Origin of the sequence: Enterovirga sp. CN4-39 (assembly GCF_049446235.1) — a bacterium.
Lineage (GTDB): Bacteria > Pseudomonadota > Alphaproteobacteria > Rhizobiales > Beijerinckiaceae > Enterovirga.
In genome coordinates, this window is sequence record NZ_JBMSEF010000007.1 from 128,763 (window position 1) to 146,988 (window position 18,226).

At 67.8% G+C, this 18,226-nt stretch carries 18 protein-coding genes and 1 tRNA gene; 14 read left to right on the plus strand and 5 right to left on the minus strand.

Going from position 1 to position 18,226, the window contains the following annotated elements; translation table 11 throughout:
- Positions 1-2: 2 nt before the first annotated feature.
- Genes mobB through ACO2SS_RS13600 form a run of 3 tightly spaced genes read right to left on the minus strand, consistent with a single transcriptional unit; the run spans position 3 to position 3,598 of the window.
- Complete coding sequence (mobB, locus tag ACO2SS_RS13590) at positions 3-539, minus strand: molybdopterin-guanine dinucleotide biosynthesis protein B (RefSeq protein WP_423278209.1); 537 nt, start codon at positions 537-539, stop codon at positions 3-5.
- On the minus strand, positions 540-2,495 hold the full coding sequence (locus ACO2SS_RS13595) for a molybdopterin biosynthesis protein (RefSeq protein WP_423278210.1): 1,956 nt from the start codon (positions 2,493-2,495) through the stop codon (positions 540-542).
- Entirely contained in the window at positions 2,492-3,598 is a 1,107-nt protein-coding gene (locus tag ACO2SS_RS13600) for a hypothetical protein (RefSeq protein WP_423278211.1), read from the minus strand. The genes ACO2SS_RS13595 and ACO2SS_RS13600 overlap by 4 nt, the downstream gene beginning before the upstream one ends.
- 45 nt (positions 3,599-3,643) lie before the next feature.
- On the opposite strand from ACO2SS_RS13600, the gene ACO2SS_RS13605 reads away from it, so the two are divergent.
- Complete coding sequence (locus ACO2SS_RS13605) at positions 3,644-3,904, plus strand: sulfurtransferase TusA family protein (RefSeq protein ID WP_423278339.1); 261 nt, start codon at positions 3,644-3,646, stop codon at positions 3,902-3,904.
- Here the strand turns inward: ACO2SS_RS13605 and ACO2SS_RS13610 are convergent.
- Complete coding sequence (locus ACO2SS_RS13610) at positions 3,879-4,502, minus strand: DNA-3-methyladenine glycosylase (RefSeq protein ID WP_423278212.1); 624 nt, start codon at positions 4,500-4,502, stop codon at positions 3,879-3,881. The two genes, ACO2SS_RS13605 and ACO2SS_RS13610, sit on opposite strands and share 26 nt — an antisense overlap.
- Positions 4,503-4,568: 66 nt before the next feature.
- Between ACO2SS_RS13610 and ACO2SS_RS13615 the strand changes: the two genes are divergently transcribed.
- Together ACO2SS_RS13615 and ACO2SS_RS13620 are read left to right on the plus strand one after the other, a co-directional pair.
- The gene (locus ACO2SS_RS13615; RefSeq protein ID WP_423278213.1) at positions 4,569-5,738 is read left to right on the plus strand and encodes a mandelate racemase/muconate lactonizing enzyme family protein; all 1,170 of its coding nucleotides are present in this window, start codon (positions 4,569-4,571) and stop codon (positions 5,736-5,738) included.
- A gap of 146 nt (positions 5,739-5,884) precedes the next feature.
- Positions 5,885-6,976, plus strand: coding sequence for a UDP-glucuronic acid decarboxylase family protein (locus tag ACO2SS_RS13620; protein WP_423278214.1), 1,092 nt, complete (start codon positions 5,885-5,887; stop codon positions 6,974-6,976).
- Between the two features lie 10 nt (positions 6,977-6,986).
- Here the strand turns inward: ACO2SS_RS13620 and ACO2SS_RS13625 are convergent, their stop codons facing one another.
- Complete coding sequence (locus ACO2SS_RS13625) at positions 6,987-7,322, minus strand: hypothetical protein (RefSeq protein WP_423278215.1); 336 nt, start codon at positions 7,320-7,322, stop codon at positions 6,987-6,989.
- Between the two features lie 793 nt (positions 7,323-8,115).
- On the opposite strand from ACO2SS_RS13625, the gene ssb reads away from it, so the two are divergent.
- The 11 genes from ssb to ACO2SS_RS13680 all read left to right on the plus strand — a co-directional run bounded on the left by ssb (position 8,116) and on the right by ACO2SS_RS13680 (position 18,161).
- Positions 8,116-8,640, plus strand: coding sequence for a single-stranded DNA-binding protein (ssb, locus tag ACO2SS_RS13630; protein WP_423278216.1), 525 nt, complete (start codon positions 8,116-8,118; stop codon positions 8,638-8,640).
- A gap of 21 nt (positions 8,641-8,661) precedes the next feature.
- On the plus strand, positions 8,662-9,798 hold the full coding sequence (locus tag ACO2SS_RS13635; protein ID WP_423278217.1) for a M20 family metallopeptidase: 1,137 nt from the start codon (positions 8,662-8,664) through the stop codon (positions 9,796-9,798).
- Positions 9,799-9,989: 191 nt separating this feature from the next.
- Positions 9,990-12,788, plus strand: coding sequence for a DNA gyrase subunit A (gene gyrA, locus ACO2SS_RS13640; RefSeq protein ID WP_423278218.1), 2,799 nt, complete (start codon positions 9,990-9,992; stop codon positions 12,786-12,788).
- Positions 12,789-12,844: 56 nt separating this feature from the next.
- Positions 12,845-13,339, plus strand: coding sequence for a pantetheine-phosphate adenylyltransferase (gene coaD / locus ACO2SS_RS13645; protein ID WP_423278219.1), 495 nt, complete (start codon positions 12,845-12,847; stop codon positions 13,337-13,339).
- Positions 13,340-13,379: 40 nt separating this feature from the next.
- The gene (locus ACO2SS_RS13650) at positions 13,380-13,943 is read left to right on the plus strand and encodes a peptidylprolyl isomerase (protein ID WP_423278220.1); all 564 of its coding nucleotides are present in this window, start codon (positions 13,380-13,382) and stop codon (positions 13,941-13,943) included.
- A gap of 16 nt (positions 13,944-13,959) precedes the next feature.
- Positions 13,960-14,427 carry a peptidylprolyl isomerase gene (locus ACO2SS_RS13655; protein WP_423278221.1) on the plus strand — a complete coding sequence of 156 codons (468 nt, stop codon included), beginning with the start codon at positions 13,960-13,962 and terminating at the stop codon, positions 14,425-14,427.
- A 58-nt stretch (positions 14,428-14,485) separates the two neighbouring features.
- Positions 14,486-15,574 (plus strand): tRNA preQ1(34) S-adenosylmethionine ribosyltransferase-isomerase QueA, encoded by a 1,089-nt coding sequence (gene queA / locus ACO2SS_RS13660; protein WP_423278222.1) that lies wholly within the window; start codon positions 14,486-14,488, stop codon positions 15,572-15,574.
- Complete coding sequence (gene tgt / locus ACO2SS_RS13665; RefSeq protein ID WP_423278223.1) at positions 15,571-16,737, plus strand: tRNA guanosine(34) transglycosylase Tgt; 1,167 nt, start codon at positions 15,571-15,573, stop codon at positions 16,735-16,737. The genes queA and tgt overlap by 4 nt, the downstream gene beginning before the upstream one ends.
- 115 nt (positions 16,738-16,852) lie before the next feature.
- Positions 16,853-16,928, plus strand: a tRNA-Lys gene (locus ACO2SS_RS13670).
- Between the two features lie 310 nt (positions 16,929-17,238).
- Positions 17,239-17,664: a hypothetical protein gene (locus ACO2SS_RS13675; protein WP_423278224.1), complete on the plus strand. Its 426-nt coding sequence runs from the start codon at positions 17,239-17,241 to the stop codon at positions 17,662-17,664.
- 257 nt (positions 17,665-17,921) lie between these two features.
- A complete protein-coding gene (locus ACO2SS_RS13680) occupies positions 17,922-18,161 on the plus strand; it encodes a hypothetical protein (RefSeq protein ID WP_423278225.1) in 240 nt (79 codons plus the stop codon).
- Positions 18,162-18,226 lie beyond the last annotated feature (65 nt).

An 18,226-nucleotide genomic window follows, 5' to 3' on the forward strand; every position in this document is an offset into this window, starting at 1 on the left:
ACCTAAGCGGCAGAGGCCGCAAGCCGACGCAGAACGTCGCCCAGCGGCAACGCATGGGATATCACGATGTTCGCGATCCCGGCCGTGTCGTCCAGGTGAACGGCTGGCATCGGCAGGTCGGCCGGAAGCTCCCCGTCCGTCGCGAGGGCGACGATCGCCGGCAGTTCGGGAAACAGAAAGGGCCGGCCATTGGCGACGCGGTGCACCTCGATCTTCGGGTGCGCCGAGCGCTTGAAGCCCTCCACGATCACGAGATCGACCGGCGCGAGGCGTCCGAGCAGCGTGGCGAGGTCCGCCTCCGGCTCATCCCGGAGCTCGTGGATCAGCGCGTAGCGCCGGCTCGACGAGATGAGGACCTCGGTCGCGCCCGCCGTCCGGTGGGTGTGCGAGTCCTTGCCCGGCTGGTCGATGTCGAACGCATGATGGGCGTGCTTGAGCGTCGAGACGGAGATGGAGCGGCGCGTCAGCTCCGGGATGAGCTTCGCGAGGAGCGTCGTCTTCCCGGCGCCGCTCCAGCCGGCGAGGCCGATGACGTGCATTCAGGCCTCGCCTGCCGGCTTGAAGCCGAGCTTGTGAAGGGCCGCGAGCGAGGTTGGCTCGTGGAGGGCGGCAAGGAACCTGCGGACGGCGGGCCTCTCACTTCGCGAAGAGAGCAGCGCGAAGTCGTAATGCTCCTCGGCAATGGGGATGAAGCGCAAGCCATAGGCATCGGCGACGGGCCTGATGGCGATCCCCCAATCGGCACGGCCTCTCGCGACGGCCGCAGCGACCGCGTTATGCGAGCGTGGCTGGTTAGAGTAGCCCTCCGGCCGCGCGCCCTTCAGCAGGCCGTCGATGACGATGCGGGTGCCGGCGCCGGCGTTGCGGTTGACCATGTGGCAGTCGGGATCGGCCAGCGCGGCCGCCACAGCACCGGCAGCGGAGAGGCCCTCGAACCGGGTGTCGCCGGGCCGATACAGGAACCCCTGCATCCGCCGCCAGCCTTCGACCAACTCCATGCCGTCGGTCAGGTACGAGCGGTTGTAGATGCCGGTCGTCGGGTCGACGAGGTGGATCGGGGCGAGATCGCATTCGCCGCGCCGCAACGCAGCGAGCCCGCCTTGGCTGCCGACGGCCATCAGCCGGGTTCGGATGCCCTCGGCCGCGAGATGGGAGATGATCGGCTCGAGCCCGACGCAATGGCTGCCCATGATGACGAGATCCGGCTCGCTCACATGCGGCGTGAAGAGCGTCACCTCCACCTGCGTCCCGGCCGGTACGGTATCCGCAAGGGCCTCAACCGTGACGAACCCGTCCGCTTGCGAGAAGGCCGTGACCGAGCCCGAGCCCTTTCCGATCGGGTAGGCGGCGAGGCCGCTCTCCGTGCCGACCAGGGACACCATGACGAATTCGGTCCGGCCGAGCTCGGACGGGACCCGCATCGGCAGCGTTGCGTCCACGACGGCGCTGGTCCGGGGCGGCAATCCGGCAAGGAGGCGTAGGCTCGGCGCCACCATGTCGTGGAACGTGAACATGGCCGAGGTCGGGAAGCCCGGAAGCACCACGACCGGCTTGCCTGCGCAGACCGCGAGCAGAAGCGGCTTGCCCGGCTTCAGCGCCACGCCATGGGCCACGATCCCGGGCGGCCCGAGCTCGCCGATGAGCCGGTAGGTCAGGTCCCCGGCGCCCTTGGAGGTGCCGCCGGACAGCACGACCATGTCGCACTCGGCGTGGGCTCTTGCGATGGCGGCGCGAAGCATCTCCGGCTCGTCCGGGATGGTGCCGTAGGCGATCGGCTCGCCGCCATTCTCCGCCACGGCCGCGGCGACCACCGGGCCGTTACTATCATAGATGGAGGCCGGCCCGAGCGGCTGGCCAGCGGGCACGAGTTCGTCGCCGGTCGAGATGATTGCCACGCGGGGTCGTCGCCAGACCTCGACCTCCGCGATGCCGCACGCGGCCAGGACACCGACCTCGCGGGATCCGACCACCGTTCCACGCCGGACGATCGTCTCTCCGGCCGTGATGTCCGATCCGGCAAAGGACAGGAAAGCGCCCGGCGCGACGGGACGGCGCACCTCGATCGCGCCCGAGCCGACGGGCTCGGTTGTCTCGACCATGATCACCGCGTCCGCCCCGCGGGGTACCGGGCCGCCCGTCGCGATCGGTGTCGCCGTCCCGTGCATGACGTCGAGGCGGGGGACGACCCCGCAGGCGATCGTCTCCCCGTTCAGTTCGAGGCTGACCGGGCTGCCTTCCGATGCCGACGCGAGGTCCGCCGAGCGAACCGCGAAGCCATCCACCAGCGCGCGATCGAACGGCGGCACATCGATCCCGGCGGCGACGTCCATGGCCAGCACGCGGCCGAGCGCCACTGCTAGTTCGACGCGCTCCGTCCCGACCGGCTTTGGGCGGAGCGCGCTTTCGAAGCGCAGCAAGGCCTCGTCGCGCGGGAGAACCTGAAGAAACTGGTCCTGCGTCGCGGCGGCGGGAAGATCACGGGGTTGGCTGTTCATAGGACCAGGAACTCGGCCGATACGGTCTCGCCCGCGGCAAAGCCTTCGCTTTCAGGGGGGATGATCGTCCAGGCATCAGCTGCAGCCATGACCTGTAGTGGCAGGTCGCCGGTCGCAAGAGGCTCGAGGCTGTCACCCGCCCTGCGAAGGAGGACGAGCTCCGAGATCCCGATCGTCGAGGAGATCTTGCGCGTGAGTCGCCGGTCCTCGCGGGCCGGATCGCGCGCGCCCGCAAGTTTCGCGACGACGGGGCGGGCGAGGGCGAGCCAGATCCCGAGCGCGTCCGCGAGGCGGTTCGGCACGACGAGAACCGGGATCGTGCCAAGAAGGGACGCCATCCCGTCTTCGCCGGGGCGCAACGCGAGCCGATCCGCGACAGGCTGCACCGCCCGTCCGCCGAGCATCGTGGCCCACTCGGCCGGAGGCCCGATGGCGATGACGAGATCAGGCCTGCTGCTGGCTATCTCGCCTGCCGAGGCGCTGGCACCTGCCGCGCGGGCGACCTCGAAGAGCAGTCGGGCGATGGGCCCTGCGGAATCCTGGCCCAGCACGGCGAGATGGGGACGTCGGATCTCGCAATGCGTGATCCCGGCCGCAGCCGCGAGGGCGATGTCGAGTGGGCGGAGGACCTCGCCAGCACCTCTCAGGACCGTGCCGGCAGGAGCATCCTCGCCGATCCGGCGCGCCCAGGCGCCAGGCGCGGCGCTCTCCTGAGCCTCTGCCAGTCCGCCCATCGCCAGGATGGCATCCTCCGGCAGCACCGCATCCGCGCCGTTCGGCAGAACGTCTCCGGCCTCCACGAGCGTCGGCATGGCGGGGAGGGGGAGGGGAGAATACGGCCCCGCCCCGAGCGTATCGGTCGACCGGACCGCGTAGCCGCGCCGAAGCGCGATCGCTTTCCCGGGGACGGGAGAGGGCACGACGAGCGGCGAGGCGAGCACCCCGCCCTTCGCCTCCGCGAGCGCAGCGCGATGCGGCAGCACCGGGCCGATGCCCGCGAGCAGACCCGCGAGCACGCGCGCGAAGGGTACCGGCAGCCCGGCCGATGCGGGCGGCGATGATTTGAGCGCGGTGGACATCATGTTCCAGGCGGATTCTGGCATGCCAGACTGGCGCCGGGAACCTCCTTGCGGCATCTGGCCCCCACCATGTCCGAGCAGGCCGAACTCCGTCTGGATCTCCGAGGTCTCAAGTGTCCGCTGCCGGCGCTGAGGACACGCGTGGCGCTGGCGCGCCTGCGACCGGGCGACGTCCTCACGGTCGAATGCACCGATCCGCTCGCCGGCATCGACATCCCTCACCTGGTCCGGGAGACCGGCGACAGCCTCGAAGGGTCGGAGCGGGTCGGAGACGCGATGATCTTCCGGATCCGCAAGGAGCCTTTCATGCCTTCGGAAAGCTCCGGCTGAGAAAGGGAGATCCGGCAAGGCCGAACCGCCAGGGCAGGTCGACGGCCTTGCTGATCCCGATCCGCGGACCCGCGACGATCGGCAAAGCCGTCCCGCTCCGCGCCTCGAGATCGAAGGGCGGCTGACGGAGCGACAGGCTGTCATGCGCGATCGTGATGCCCAGCGCCTGGGTGAGGCGGCCGGGGCCCGCGCACAACGCCCGCATCTCTGCGACGCCGCGCCTCGACCGCATGGTGTCGAGCCCCGCGGTTGGCTCCAGCGCCCGGATCAGGACCGCGCTGCCACGCCCTTCGTCCCCGCAGACGAAGTTGAGGCACCAGTGGATCCCATACGACCGATAGACGTATGCCCGCCCGGGCGGGCCGAACATAGCCGCGTTCCGACGGGTCGGTCCCGAGAAGCTGTGCGAGGCCGGGTCCTCCCGATCATAGGCCTCCGTCTCGACGATGATGCCGCCGATACCGTCCAGCATGAGCGTCGAGCCGATGAGGTCCCGGGCGACTGCGACGACCGGACGAGCGAAAAACCGCTCGTCCAGGGTCTGGGCCGCACGCGCGGGTTGCGCCGGCTCGGTTGATCTTTCACTCACAGCGTCCATACGACCTCAACGAACAGGCTGCCCGAGGGCGACCTGGCTGCAATGCGACGAGCCGAGAAGGGCGAGATGTCAGTCAAGATCCTGGACGTGAAGGAGGTGACGCAGCCGATCGCCTCGCCCATCCGCAACGCCTATATCGATTTCAGCAAGATGACGACGAGCCTCGTGGCCGTCGTCACGGACGTGGTGCGCGACGGGCGCCGCGTCGTCGGATACGGCTTCAACTCGAATGGGCGCTACGGCCAGGGCGGGCTGATCCGCGAGCGCTTCCGCGACCGCATCCTCGGCGCGGAGCCCGCGACGCTGCTGGACGAGAGCGGCAAGAACCTGGACCCGGACAAGGTCTGGGCCGCCATGATGCAGAACGAGAAGCCCGGCGGTCACGGTGAGCGCTCGGTCGCGGTGGGCACGATCGACATGGCGGTCTGGGACGCGGTCGCCAAGATCGAGGGCAAGCCGCTCTTCCGCCTCCTTGCGGAGCGGCATGGCCGCGAGGCCAATCCGCGCGTCTTCGTCTACGCGGCCGGCGGCTATTACTACCCGGGCAAGGACGATTCCGCGCTGCGCGCCGAGATGCGCAGCTACGTCGAGCGTGGCTACAACGTCGTGAAGATGAAGATCGGCGGCGCCCCGCTCGACGAGGACCGTCGCCGCATCGAGGCGGTCCTCGAGGAGATCGAGGGAGACGCCCAGCTCGCCGTTGACGCGAACGGCCGCTTTGATCTCGTCACCGCCATCGACTACGCCCGCATGCTGCGGGAATACCCGCTCTTCTGGTACGAGGAGGCCGGCGACCCGCTCGACTACGCGCTACAGGCCGCCCTCTCGGAGTTCTATCCCGGCCCGATGGCGACCGGTGAGAACCTCTTCTCGCACCAGGATGCCCGCAATCTCCTGCGCTATGGCGGGATGCGGCCGGACCGCGACTGGCTGCAATTCGACTGCGCGCTCTCCTACGGCCTTTGCGAGTATCTGCGCACGCTCGATGTCCTGACCGGGATGGGCTGGTCGCCCTCACGCTGCATCCCGCATGGCGGGCACCAGATGTCGCTGAACATCGCAGCGGGGCTGCAACTCGGCGGCAACGAGAGCTATCCGGACCTCTTCCAGCCCTATGGCGGCTTCCCGGACGGCGTGAAGGTCGAGGATGGGTGCATCGTCATGCCCGACCTCCCGGGCATCGGCTTCGAGGGCAAATCGGACCTTATCCGGGTGATGCGCGAACTCGCCGAATAGGCAAGGCCTCATCATCTTCAACAAAGACATGGAACCAGCCCGCCGAAGTTGAACTTACCCTGACCACTCGCTCAAGCTTTCCGCGTCGCGAGTGGTTGATGGGCTAGGACGCGTCGCGCGTGTCCGGGGCGGAGGAACGGTTTCGCATGCGTTATGGTTCGACGAAGAGAGTTCTCGTCACCGGCGGAGCCGGTTTCCTCGGCTCCCACCTCTGCGAAAGGCTGCTCGCCCAGGGTCACGAAGTCCTCTGCGTCGACAACTTCTTCACCGGCACGCGACGCAACATTCGCAAGCTGCTCGACCATGAGCGATTCGAGTTGAAGCGCCACGACGTGACCTTCCCGCTCTATGTCGAGGTCGACGAAATCTACAATCTGGCCTGTCCGGCCTCGCCGATTCACTATCAGTTCGATCCCGTACAAACGACGAAGACCAGCGTAATTGGCGCGATCAACATGCTCGGGCTCGCCAAGCGGGTTCGAGCACGGATCATGCAGGCCTCGACCTCGGAGGTTTACGGCGATCCCGAGGTGCATCCGCAGCCGGAAGCTTACTGGGGGCGGGTCAACCCGCACGGGCTTCGCTCCTGCTACGACGAGGGCAAGCGCTGCGCCGAGACCCTGTTCTTCGACTATCACCGCCAGCATCGGCTGGAGATCAAGGTGGCGCGGATCTTCAACACCTACGGCCCGCGCATGCATCCGAATGACGGCCGTGTCGTCTCGAACCTGATCGTCCAGGCCCTCAAGGGCGAGCCGATCACGGTCTATGGCGACGGCTCGCAGACCCGTTCCTTCTGCTACGCGGACGATCTGATCGACGGCTTCCTGAAGCTGATGGCCGCGCCCGCGGATGTCACGGGGCCGATCAACCTCGGCAATCCGGGAGAGTTCTCCATCGCCGAACTGGCCGAGATCGTCCTCGACCTGACCGGTTCCCGGTCCAAGGTCGTCCATAAGCAGCTTCCCGCCGACGATCCGCGCCAGCGGCGTCCCGACATCGCCGTCGCCCAGGCCGAGCTGGGTTGGGAGCCCAGGGTGCAGTTGAGGGAAGGGCTCGTCCGCACCATCGCCTATTTCGAGGAGCTCCTCAGCGAGGAAGGGACCCTGCAGGCGCCGGCTCCGAAGCGTAGCCAGACCTACAAGGCTGTGGCGAACGGCAATGGCAGCGGAGGCGCCCCCACGGCAAAGCCGACAGCGCGGGCGAGGGTGGTGACCGCAGGAACGGCGGTAAACTAGCCGCTCTGACCTACCGGCAGGAGCGCCAGCCTTCCCGGTTGCCCCGGGTGTAGTGGCACAGGCCCATGGACCGGAGGGTTGAGCCGATCTGCCGGCGTTCCGTGCAGGCCTCCTGCCTGGCGACGGATACCTGCGCCCGGCAGCGTTGCCGCGCATCAAGCCAGAGCTTCGTCAGGCGGCGGGTGTCCCGGACCTTGGTCCATGAAGCCTCGGGATCCGCAGGTGGGAGCGGCTCCTCGATGGCGGCCGAGTCCGGGCAGCGGATCAGATCCCGTGAGCGTGGGCGCTTGTTCGCCGGGAGGTAGAAGACCGCACTCTCGCGGGATTTCGGAAAAAGCCGCATCATGCGCTGGCCTGGAGCGGCGCTGCATTGGAGGACGAAGAACAGGGAGCCGTCGCCTCGCGACCACCGGTCCGCGATGTTGCAGGTCTCGTGGTAGTCCGTGATCTCCCCGGCCGTGATGGTCAGCCGGGTCTCGTCCTCGTCCGTCGATAAGGTGCAGCTATCGAGGTCGCGAGACCATACGCCTTCGTGAGTGGCCGGAACGGCGCTGGCCGGAATGGACGAGAGGCTCAGAAGCGCAAGGCCCAGAAATGCCCCGGAGACGGCGCGAGCGGCGTTGGTCTCGCGTGAGTGCGCGGGAGCCTGCCCGCAATGTGCGGTTTGGAGACGCGGGAACGATGACAGGGAACACCTCGGGCCATTTCAATGACGAAACGTCCCGAGGATGCCACGGTTTCGTCGCGCACCGAACCCAGAGCTCGCCGTGAGAATAAGGCGCCGCCCGTCAGAGACGCGTGGGAGCGGGCGGGGCCTCAATGATACGCGAGGAGCCAGCCCACGCTGAGCAGGGGCGCAATCACCCCCAGGGTGAAGCACAAGATCACGTTCGGCATCTTCGTCACCGCGATATCGGAGCGCCCCGAGGGCGCGGATTGTTGCCAGGAAAACGGACATGGGGATTTCCCTGTTCCATCTCGGGACATCGCGGTGGCTTGACACGAGGCCGCACTTCTGCGTCGTGTATAGAACGTATAGTGAACAAGAGTCTCAGAACGCTGTGGGCTGCTGCTGTTCTGGCTTGTTCGCCGGGCGGCTTGGGCGGATAAGGCGCTGAGCTCAGGAAAGGTGGTGTCGCATGGCCGGCAGCGTGAACAAGGTTATTCTCGTCGGCAATCTCGGCCGGGATCCGGAGGTGCGCCGGATGGGATCGGGCGATCCGGTGGTGAACCTGCGCATCGCGACCTCCGAAACCTGGAAGGACAAGGGGACGGGCGAGCGGAAGGAAAAGACCGAGTGGCACTCGGTCGTGATCTTCAACGAGAATCTCGGCCGCGTCGCGGAGCAGTACCTGCGCAAGGGCTCCAAGGTTTACATCGAGGGCCAGCTGCAGACCCGGAAATGGACCGATCAGTCGGGCCAGGAGAAGTACACGACCGAGATCGTGCTCCAGCGCTTCCGCGGCGAGTTGACGATCCTCGACAGCCGGGCAGGCGGCGGATCGGAATACGGGGACGAGCCCGGGCAGGTCAGCCGGGGCGGTGATTTCGGCCGGTCCGGTCCGATGGAGAAGCGTCCCGCCACGGCCAGCGGAGGAGGTGGGGGTGGCGGCAACTCGCGCGGCGGCTATTCCAACGATCTCGACGACGACATTCCCTTCTAGTCCCTGAGCCCGATCGATCGCGTGACATCCTCCCTCAGCGCCCTGGACGACGCCGCCGTCGTCGCGGGCATCGCCGCCTGGGCGCGGGTGGAGAGCCCGACCCACGATGCGGCGGGCGTCAACCGCGCCATGGACCTCGTCGCCGCCGAGGCCGGCGAGGCCGGGCTGGCGACCGAGCGCATCGCGGGCCGGGACGGGCTCGGCGATAGCATCCTGCTGCGTGCCGGCCGGGGATCACAGGATCGGGGGATCCTGGTGCTCTCGCATCTCGATACGGTCCATCCCGTCGGCACGCTCGCGCGGGACCTTCCGGTAAGGGTCGACGGAGACCGTCTGTACGGCCCTGGCGTCTACGACATGAAGGGCGGGGCATGGCTCGCCTTCCAGGCCTTCAAGGAGGTCGCGCGGGCCGGAAGGGCCGCGCTGCCGCTGACCTTCCTGTTCACGCCAGACGAGGAGATCGGCTCGCCCACGACCCGCGCCATCATCGAGGATCTGGGCCGCAACTCGGCCTATGTGCTCGTGACGGAGCCGGGCCGTGACGGCGGCAAGGTCGTCACCTCCCGAAAGGGCGTCGGGCGCTTCGTCGTGGAGATCGAGGGGCGCCCCTCCCATGCCGGGACGCGGCATGCGGACGGCCGCAGCGCGATCCGCGAAGCCGCACACCAGATCCTCGCGATCGAGGGCCTCACCGACTACGCCCGCGGCGTGACGACGAATGTCGGGTCGATCTCGGGCGGGACGGCCGAAAACGTCGTGCCGCAGCATTGCCGCTTCACGGTCGACCTGCGCGTCGAGACGCATGCGGACGGCGAGGCGTATTCGAACAGGATCCTCGGCCTTTCGCCCGTCGGGGACGGCCTGCGGCTCCGCGTGACCGGCGGGATGAACCGGCCGCCCTACGAGCGATCGCCCGAGACGGGACGGCTCTACGAACAGGCTCGTGCCTTCGCCGGCGAACTCGGCTTCGCGCTGGGCGAGGTGCCGCGGACGGGCGGTGGCTCGGACGGCAACTTCACGGCCGCGCTCGGCATCCCGACGCTCGACGGACTGGGGATCGACGGCGACGGCGCGCACACCCTGCAGGAATACGGGCTGATCTCGTCGGTCCGGCCGAGGATGCGGCTGATGGCCCGCCTCCTGGAAGAGCTGCACTGATTCGGAGACTCGGCCCGTTCGGCCGCGTGGCGCGGTTGCCCCAGCGGCCTGGACGTCCCATATAATACCCCATCAAGATCTTGGCCGGCTTCACGAATTCGGCGAAGACCCTGCCCGGACACATTCCCTAGGTTGCGGGCGGGGCGCATCTCGTGTGCTAAGCCGCGCTGACCTGAATTCGGACGAAACGTTTGGCTGACGAGACGGACAACACCGGCGATCCCGGCTTCACTCCGGCTGCTGACATCAAGCCGGTGTCGATCACCGACGAGATGCGGCGCTCCTATCTCGATTACGCGATGAGCGTGATCGTGAGCCGGGCCCTGCCCGACGTGCGCGACGGCCTCAAGCCCGTGCACCGGCGCATCCTGTTCGCGATGTACGAGGGCAATCTCGTCCCCGAGCGGCCCTATGTGAAATGCGCCCGCGTCGTCGGTGACGTGATGGCGAAGTACCATCCGCATGGCGACGGCGCGATCTACGACGCGCTCGTCCGCATGGCGCAGGACTTCTCCATGCGGCTGCCCCTCATCGATGGGCAGGGCAATTTCGGCTCCGTCGACGGCGACCCACCGGCTGCCTACCGGTACACCGAGTGCCGGCTGCAGCGCGCAGCCGTGCCGCTCCTCGACGACATCGACAAGGACACGGTCGACCACGTCCCGAACTACGATGGGAAGGAGAGCGAGCCCTCCGTCCTTCCGGCGAAGTTCCCGAACCTTCTTGTCAACGGCGCGGGCGGCATCGCCGTCGGCATGGCGACCAACATCCCGCCGCACAATCTCGGCGAGGTGGTGGACGCCTGCATCGCCTATATCGACGATCCGGCGATCTCGCTGGAAAGCCTGATGGAGATCGTCCCGGGGCCGGACTTCCCGACGGGCGGCTCGATCCTCGGCCGGGCCGGCATCCGCTCGGCCTACCAGACCGGCCGCGGCTCGATCCTGATGCGCTGCAAGTGGGACACGGAGGAGATCCGCGACCGCCAGGCCGTGATCATCACCGAGATCCCCTATCAGGTGAACAAGCAGACGCTGATCGAGCGGATCGCGGAGCTCGTGCGCGAGAAGCGCGTCGAGGGCATCGCCGCGATGCGCGACGAGTCCGATCGCGACGGCATGCGCATCGTCCTCGAGATCAAGCGCGACTCGATGGCCGAGGTCGTCCTCAACCAGCTCTATCGCTACACGCCGCTCCAGACGAGCTTCGGGGCCAACATGGTCGCCCTGAACGGCGGCCGGCCGGAGACGATGACGCTGCAGGACATGATCCGCGCGTTCGTCGAGTTCCGCGAGGTGGTCGTCAGCCGGCGCACCAAGTTCCTGCTCGGCCGGGCTCGCGATCGCGCCCACGTCCTGTGCGGCCTCGCCATTGCGGTCGCCAACATCGACGAGGTGATCCGGCTCATCCGGACGGCTCCCGATCCGAATACGGCCCGCGAGCAACTGATGGCCCGCAACTGGCCCGCCGCCGATATCGGACCGCTGATCGCCCTCGTGGACGACCCGCGTCACAAGATCCAGGACGACAACACCTACCGCCTCTCTGAGGCCCAGGCGCGCGCCATCCTCGACCTGCGCCTGCAGCGTCTCACGGCGCTGGGCCGAGACGAAATTGGCGATGAGCTTCAGAAGCTTGCGGCCGAAATCTCAGAGTATCTCGAGATCCTGCGGTCGCGCGAGCGCATCCTGGGAATCGTCAAGGACGAGCTCCGTGCCGTCCGCCAGGCGTTCGCCACCCCCCGCAAGACGCAGATCCTCGACTGGGATTCGAACGTCGAGGACGAAGACCTGATCCAGCGCGAGGACATGGTTGTCACCGTGTCCCACGCCGGCTACATCAAGCGCGTTCCGCTCTCGACCTACCGGGCGCAGAAGCGCGGCGGCAAGGGCCGCTCCGGCATGCAGACGCGGGACGAGGATTTCGTCACGCGCCTGTTCGTCGCGAGCACCCACACGCCCATCCTGTTCTTCTCGTCCCGTGGCCAGGCCTACAAGGAGAAGGTGTGGCGGCTGCCGCTCGCGGCCCCGAACGCGCGCGGCAAGGCGCTGGTGAACATGCTGCCACTCCAGGAGGGCGAGCGCATCACCACCATCATGCCGCTGCCCGAGGACGAGGGATCCTGGGAGCAGCTCGACGTGATGTTCGCCACGGCCTGCGGGAACGTGCGGCGCAACAAGCTGTCCGACTTCGTGCAGGTGAACCGCAACGGCAAGATCGCGATGAAGCTCGACGAGGGCGATCGCATCGTGGGTGTCGCCACCTGCCGCGAGGCGGCCGACGACCATCCGGGCCATGACGTCCTCCTCACGAGCGCGGGCGGGCAATGCGTCCGCTTCCCGGTTTCCGAGGTCCGTGTCTTCAAGGGCCGGGACTCGACCGGCGTGCGCGGCATCGCCCTCGCCAAGGGGGACGAGGTCATCTCGATGTCGATCCTCCAGCATTTCGAGGCGACGCCCGAGGAGCGCGCGACCTACCTGAAGGATTCGATGGCGCGGCGCCGGGCTGGCGGCTCGGAGCCCATCGACGACACCGCGGGAGCGACCGACGGGGCCGAGGAGGGCGTCTCCGCGGAGGTGGAACTCGGCGACAAGCGCATCCAGATGGAGCTCGCGGAGCAGTTCGTGCTCACGCTTTCCGAAAAGGGCTTCGGCAAGCGGACATCGTCCTTCGCCTATCGCACCACGCGGCGCGGCGGGAAGGGCATCGTCGCCATGTCGATGTCGGAGCGCAACGGCCGGATCGCGGCGTCCTTCCCGGTCGGGGAGCACGACCAGATCATGCTCGTAACGGACGGCGGCCAGCTCATCCGCGTGCCCGTCAATGGCATCCGGATCGCCGGGCGATCGACACAGGGCGTCACGGTGTTCAACACCGGGCCGAACGAGAAGGTGGTCTCGGTCGAGCACCTGGAGGGCGAGGAGGACGACACCCCGCCGCCTGAGGCCGACGAGATCGCGGAAGGCGGCGCGCCCGACGCCTCGGTCTAGGGCAGGGCCGGGAAGGCGGGCTTGCCCGCCTTCTCGGGAGCCGCTAACCCGCCCCCATGCCGCGCATCGCTCTCTACACGGGCACCTTCGACCCGGTCACCAACGGACATCTCGACGTCGTGCGCCGGGCTGCCCGGATCGCCGACAAAGTCGTCGTGGCTGCCGGGATCCACTCCTCCAAGACGCCGATCTTCTCCGTCGAGGAGCGGCTGGAGATGCTGCGGGAGGTGTGCGGCCCGGTGGTTGCCGAAGCGGGAGCGGAGCTCGAGGTCGCGACCTTCAAGGACCTCGCCATCGACGCGGCCCGCCGGCATGGCGCGACGATCATCGTTCGCGGCCTCCGGGACGGGACCGACCTCGACTACGAGATGCAGATGGGCGCCATGAACGAGACGATGGCACCCGACATCCACACGGTCTTCGTGCCCGCCTCGCCGGCCGTCCGCCCCATCACGGCCACTCTTGTGCGTCAGGTCGCGGCGATGGGCGGCGACGTCTCGGCCTTCGTGCCCCCGGGCGTCGCCAGGCGCATCAAGGCCAAGTTCGCCTGAAAACACCGGCCGAGCCGGCAAGGGACAGCAGGATCACAGGATGACGGGATCAAGCCTTACCCGCCGCGGCGCAGCGGCGACCATTGCCGCTGCGCTCGCCACGCCCGCTCTCGCTCAGCAGGGCGGCGCGGACCCGCAGAATACGGTCTATCTCGAAACCAAGGACGGCCGGATCACGATCCGCCTCAGGCCTGACCTCGCCCCCAAGCACGTGGCGCAGATCAAGACGCTCGTGAAGCGCGGCTTCTATGACGGCCTCACGTTCCACCGCGTGATCGACGGCTTCATGGCGCAGACCGGCGACCCGAAGGGCAACGGCACGGGCGGATCCGACCTGCCGAACATCCCGGCCGAGTTCTCGTCCGCGCCGTTCAAGCGCGGCACCGTGGGGATGGCGCGTTCGCAGAACCCGAACTCGGCGAACTCGCAGTTCTTCATCTGCTTCGGCGATGCGAGCTTCCTGAACAACCAGTACACCGTAATCGGTGAGGTCACGGCTGGCCTCGACATCCTCGACAAGATCAAGAAGGGAGACCGGAACGCCAATGGCTCCGTGTCCAATCCCGACAAGATCGTCCGCATGCGCCTCGCGGCAGACGCGTAAGTAAGGAGAGCACCCAATGGCCGATCCGGAGAACACGCTCGTCCTCGAGACGACGAAGGGCAGGGTGGTGATCGAGCTCCGGCCCGATCTCGCCCCGCTGCATGTCGAGCGGATCAAGACGCTCGCCCGCGAGAAGTTCTACGACGGGGTGCCTTTCCACCGCGTCATTGAGGGCTTCATGGCGCAGTCCGGCGATCCGACCGGCACCGGGACGGGAGGCTCCAAGCACCCCGACCTGAAGGCCGAGTTCAACGCCGAGCCGCACGTCCGGGGCGTCTGCTCCATGGCGCGCACGAGCAATCCGAACTCGGCGAACTCGCAGTTCTTCATCTGCTTCGACGACGCCCGCTTCCTCGACAAGCAATACACGGTGTGGGGGAAGGTCGTCGAAGGCATGGAGAACATCGACAAGGTGAAGCGCGGCGAGCCGGTTCGCGATCCCGACCGGATCACCTCGATGCGGGTTCAGGCCGACGCGGCCTGATCTGGCCAGGGAATTCGGGAGAATCGTGCGCGGCCGCCCGGGCGGCCGCGCCTGACCCATGCGTGTCGATGCGTTCGATTTCGAGCTGCCGCCCGAGCTGATCGCGCTTCGGCCGGCAGAGCCGCGCGAGGCGGCCCGGCTGCTGGTCGTCCCTGCGTCCGGAGATTTCCAGGACCTCCAAGTCGGGGATCTGCCCCGGCTGCTCCGGCCCGGTGACGCCCTCGTCGTCAATGACACGAAGGTCGTTCCGGCGCGCCTGCGCGGGATCCGCGTTCGCGGCGACAACGTCGCCCGGCTTGAAATCATGCTCCATCAGCGCATCGGGCCGGACCGATGGCGCGCCTTTGCCCGGCCCGCAAAGCGGGTCCAGGTGGGCGAGCGAATCCGCTTCGGCGACAGTGGCGAGAGCACGGCCTGCTTCCTGGGCCAGCTTGATGCGGAGGTTGAAGAGAAGGGCGAAGGTGGCGACGTCACCTTGCGTTTCGCCTTTTCCGGCCCGACCCTCGACGAAGCCATCGCCGGGCTCGGGGAAATCCCGCTGCCGCCCTATATCGCGGGCCAGCGCCCGGCAGACGAGCGCGACAGGACGGATTACCAGACCGTCTTCGCGCGGGAGGAGGGTGCCGTGGCGGCACCCACGGCCGGCCTCCATTTCACGCCCGGCCTCATCGCGGCCGCCGAGGCGCGCGGGGTGAGCCTGCACAAGGTCACGCTCCATGTCGGCGCCGGCACCTTCCTGCCCGTGAAGGCCAACGAGACCGAGGAACACCGGATGCATGCCGAATGGGGCAGCATCAGCTCGGAGACCTCTGCGGCGCTCAACGAGGCCCGCGACCGGGGAGGGCGGGTGGTCGCAATCGGCACGACGGCCTTGCGCCTCCTCGAAAGCGCCGCGTCGGAGGATCACAGGATCAAAGCCTTCGAGGGCTGGACGGACATCTTCATCACCCCCGGCTATTCCTTCCGGGCCGTCGATTGCCTGATGACGAATTTCCACCTGCCGCGCTCGACCCTTTTCATGCTCGTTTCGGCCTTTTCGGGTCTGGAGCGTATGCAACACGCCTACCGGCATGCGATCGCGGCCGGCTACCGCTTCTACTCCTACGGCGACCCCTGCTTCCTCGAGCGCGCCCAGACCGGCCGATGACCGACACCTTTTCGTTCGCTCTCTCCGCGACCGATGGCGAGGCCCGCATGGGCGAGATCAGAACGCCCCGGGGCAACATCAGGACGCCCGCCTTCATGCCCGTCGGCACGGCCGGCACCGTCAAGGCGATGCTGCCCGAGCAGGTGCGCGAGGCGGGCGCCGACATCGTCCTCGGGAACACCTACCATCTGATGCTGCGGCCGGGCGCGGAGCGCGTCGCGCGGCTCGGCGGCCTGCACCGGATGATGAACTGGCCGCGGCCGATCCTGACCGATTCCGGCGGGTTCCAAGTCATGTCGCTGTCGGCGCTGCGGAAGATCGACGAGCGCGGCGTCACCTTCCAGTCGCATATCGACGGCTCCCGCCACGAACTGACGCCCGAGCGCTCGATCGAGATCCAGGGCCTGCTCGGCTCCGACATCCAGATGCAGCTCGACGAATGCGTGAAGCTGCCCTGCTCCGATGCGGTCGCGGAGAAGGCCATGCATCTGTCCCTGCGCTGGGCCGAGCGGTGCCGGGTCGCCTTCGGCGAACAGCCTGGGCGCGCAATGTTCGGCATCGTGCAAGGCGGGGCCGTAGAGGCGCTTCGCGTCGAGAGCGCGCGGGAGCTGACCCAGCTCGGCTTGAAGGGCTACGCGATCGGCGGCCTGGCCGTCGGCGAGCTGCAGGAGGTCATGCTGCGCATGATCGAGACCGTCATGCCGCACCTGCCCGCCAGCAAGCCGCATTATCTGATGGGCGTCGGCACGCCGGACGATATCGTCGAGGCCGTGCGGCGCGGAATCGACATGTTCGACTGCGTGATGCCGACGCGGGCGGGGCGGCACGGCCAGGCCTATACGCGCTTCGGCCGGCTCAACCTCCGCAACGCCATCCACGCCGACGATCCCCGCCCGCTCGACCCGGATTCGCCCTGCCCGGCCGCGAGGACCTATTCGCGCGCCTACCTGCACCACCTCGTCCGCTCGGGCGAGATCCTGGGAATGATCCTGCTGACCTGGAATAACATCTGGTATTACCAGCGCTTGATGGCGGGTCTTCGCAAAGCGATCGAGGAAGGCTGCCTCGCCGACCACATCGCCGTCGTGAAGGAAGACTGGGCGCGCGGATGGCCGGAGAGCCCTCGGACGGCAGAAGGCGTTCCTGCTGCGGCCGAACTCTGAGGCCGGACGCTGCCCTATGGGAGGCGAGGACGTGGGCGCGCGCTGCGTTTTCGCAGCCCTACCCGCAACGCAGCATTTGACCCCGCACCCACATTGCCCCTATCTGGCGCTGACCGAGCGCGTAGCTCAGCTGGTAGAGCAACGGACTTTTAATCTGTAGGTCCTGGGTTCGAGTCCCAGCGCGCTCACCACCCGTCGATCCTCAGCAAGAAGAGAGCCGGTCCGGGCGGGATCTGTCCCAGCTGATGACGGCTCTCGTGCAGCCCGGCCTCGAGCGGATGGCTGCCATGCCTCACCGTGTTGAGAGCCTCCTCAGACGGCTTGAAGGCGATTCTTTCGGTTGAAGGCGTGCCGAAAGCTGGCCAATATCTGCCATCGCTGATCGGCCTCCCGGCTCTGGCAGGCTCGGTTACGCAGCGCATGCCCGCGGCGACGCTGCCTGCGGAAGCGCGCGTTGCGCCCGCCTGATCAACCTCGAGGCGCCTCTTCGGGGAGGCCTTCATGGCAGGCGAAATACGCCTTACGTCGCGGACGGCGGATCCGCGAAGCACGCTCGTTCACCTCGCGAAACGGCTTGGCGTGACGACAAGTGCGGAAGCACGTGGCGAGCTTTTCGCGGCCTTCCTGCGCGAGGAGCAGGCGCTGAGCGATTCCGAGGCGGCCGGCATCATCCAGTCCTGCCTCGACGAGTGCCTCCTCAAGCTGGAGAGACATTCAGCGCTTGCGCAGGAGCAACTCGCCGCCCTGACGAACCTGGCAGATCTCCACTTTTTCCTGGCCGGCCGGGCCGAGCGCCGCATCGGCGGCGTCACGACTGCCTCCGCAGGTGTCTCGCGTCCGCGCGGGGCGGCCGGCCCGTCCCGGCGACCGTCGGCTCGGCAGATCACGCGATCTCCTGACGCTCGTCGGGCCAGCCGGACGGGCTGACCCGGCGGGCTCCCTCGCTTTGGTCATTCCCGGTCCAGTGTTTCGAAGAGGAACTCCAACGACCAAGCGGGGGCACGATCATGGGGATTGTCGGGCGGGTGGGAAGCGCGGCTGCGCTGCTCTTGGCTAGCGCGGGCGCGTCCCCTGGGAATGCGGCTCCGGACCTGGCGCGCTATCAGGGCGCTTGGCTCGAAGGAAGCACCCCATGTGAGGAGACCTTCACGCGGACCGGCCGAGGAATCACGTTCCGCAGCCCCGTGAGCCCGTTCGCGCCGGCGTTCATCATCTCGGGCAGCCGGCTGCGCACCCCCTCGGCGACCTGCCGCATCAAGGGCGTCAAGCAATCGGGCGATCGCGAGAGCCTTCTGCTCGACTGCGCAACCTCCGTCGCGGTGAGCGACGTGGCCGTGCTCATGTCGCCTTCCGGAGACGTCCTGAAACGATTTACGGGCTCAGCCGACCCCGTCGGCATGGCCTATAGAAGGTGCAAGCTCTAGCGGACGCCCGTCAGAGAACGGTCTCGACGCGGCCGCCTCATCCAATCGCCGGCCGCGTTGGAGCA

Bases quoted from the DNA above. Each gene is read 5' to 3' on its own strand.
- ACO2SS_RS13650 (WP_423278220.1), top strand. From the start codon at position 13,380: ATGACGGGATCAAGCCTTACCCGCCGCGGCGCAGCGGCGACCATTGCC.
- ACO2SS_RS13655 (WP_423278221.1), top strand. From the start codon at position 13,960: ATGGCCGATCCGGAGAACACGCTCGTCCTCGAGACGACGAAGGGCAGG.
- ACO2SS_RS13600 (WP_423278211.1), bottom strand. From the start codon at position 3,598: ATGCCAGAATCCGCCTGGAACATGATGTCCACCGCGCTCAAATCATCG.
- ACO2SS_RS13595 (WP_423278210.1), bottom strand. From the start codon at position 2,495: ATGAACAGCCAACCCCGTGATCTTCCCGCCGCCGCGACGCAGGACCAG.
- ACO2SS_RS13610 (WP_423278212.1), bottom strand. From the start codon at position 4,502: ATGGACGCTGTGAGTGAAAGATCAACCGAGCCGGCGCAACCCGCGCGT.
- ssb (WP_423278216.1), top strand. From the start codon at position 8,116: ATGGCCGGCAGCGTGAACAAGGTTATTCTCGTCGGCAATCTCGGCCGG.
- mobB (WP_423278209.1), bottom strand. From the start codon at position 539: ATGCACGTCATCGGCCTCGCCGGCTGGAGCGGCGCCGGGAAGACGACG.
- ACO2SS_RS13625 (WP_423278215.1), bottom strand. From the start codon at position 7,322: ATGATGCGGCTTTTTCCGAAATCCCGCGAGAGTGCGGTCTTCTACCTC.
- coaD (WP_423278219.1), top strand. From the start codon at position 12,845: ATGCCGCGCATCGCTCTCTACACGGGCACCTTCGACCCGGTCACCAAC.
- queA (WP_423278222.1), top strand. From the start codon at position 14,486: ATGCGTGTCGATGCGTTCGATTTCGAGCTGCCGCCCGAGCTGATCGCG.
- tgt (WP_423278223.1), top strand. From the start codon at position 15,571: ATGACCGACACCTTTTCGTTCGCTCTCTCCGCGACCGATGGCGAGGCC.
- ACO2SS_RS13615 (WP_423278213.1), top strand. From the start codon at position 4,569: ATGTCAGTCAAGATCCTGGACGTGAAGGAGGTGACGCAGCCGATCGCC.
- ACO2SS_RS13620 (WP_423278214.1), top strand. From the start codon at position 5,885: ATGCGTTATGGTTCGACGAAGAGAGTTCTCGTCACCGGCGGAGCCGGT.
- ACO2SS_RS13605 (WP_423278339.1), top strand. From the start codon at position 3,644: ATGTCCGAGCAGGCCGAACTCCGTCTGGATCTCCGAGGTCTCAAGTGT.
- ACO2SS_RS13675 (WP_423278224.1), top strand. From the start codon at position 17,239: ATGGCAGGCGAAATACGCCTTACGTCGCGGACGGCGGATCCGCGAAGC.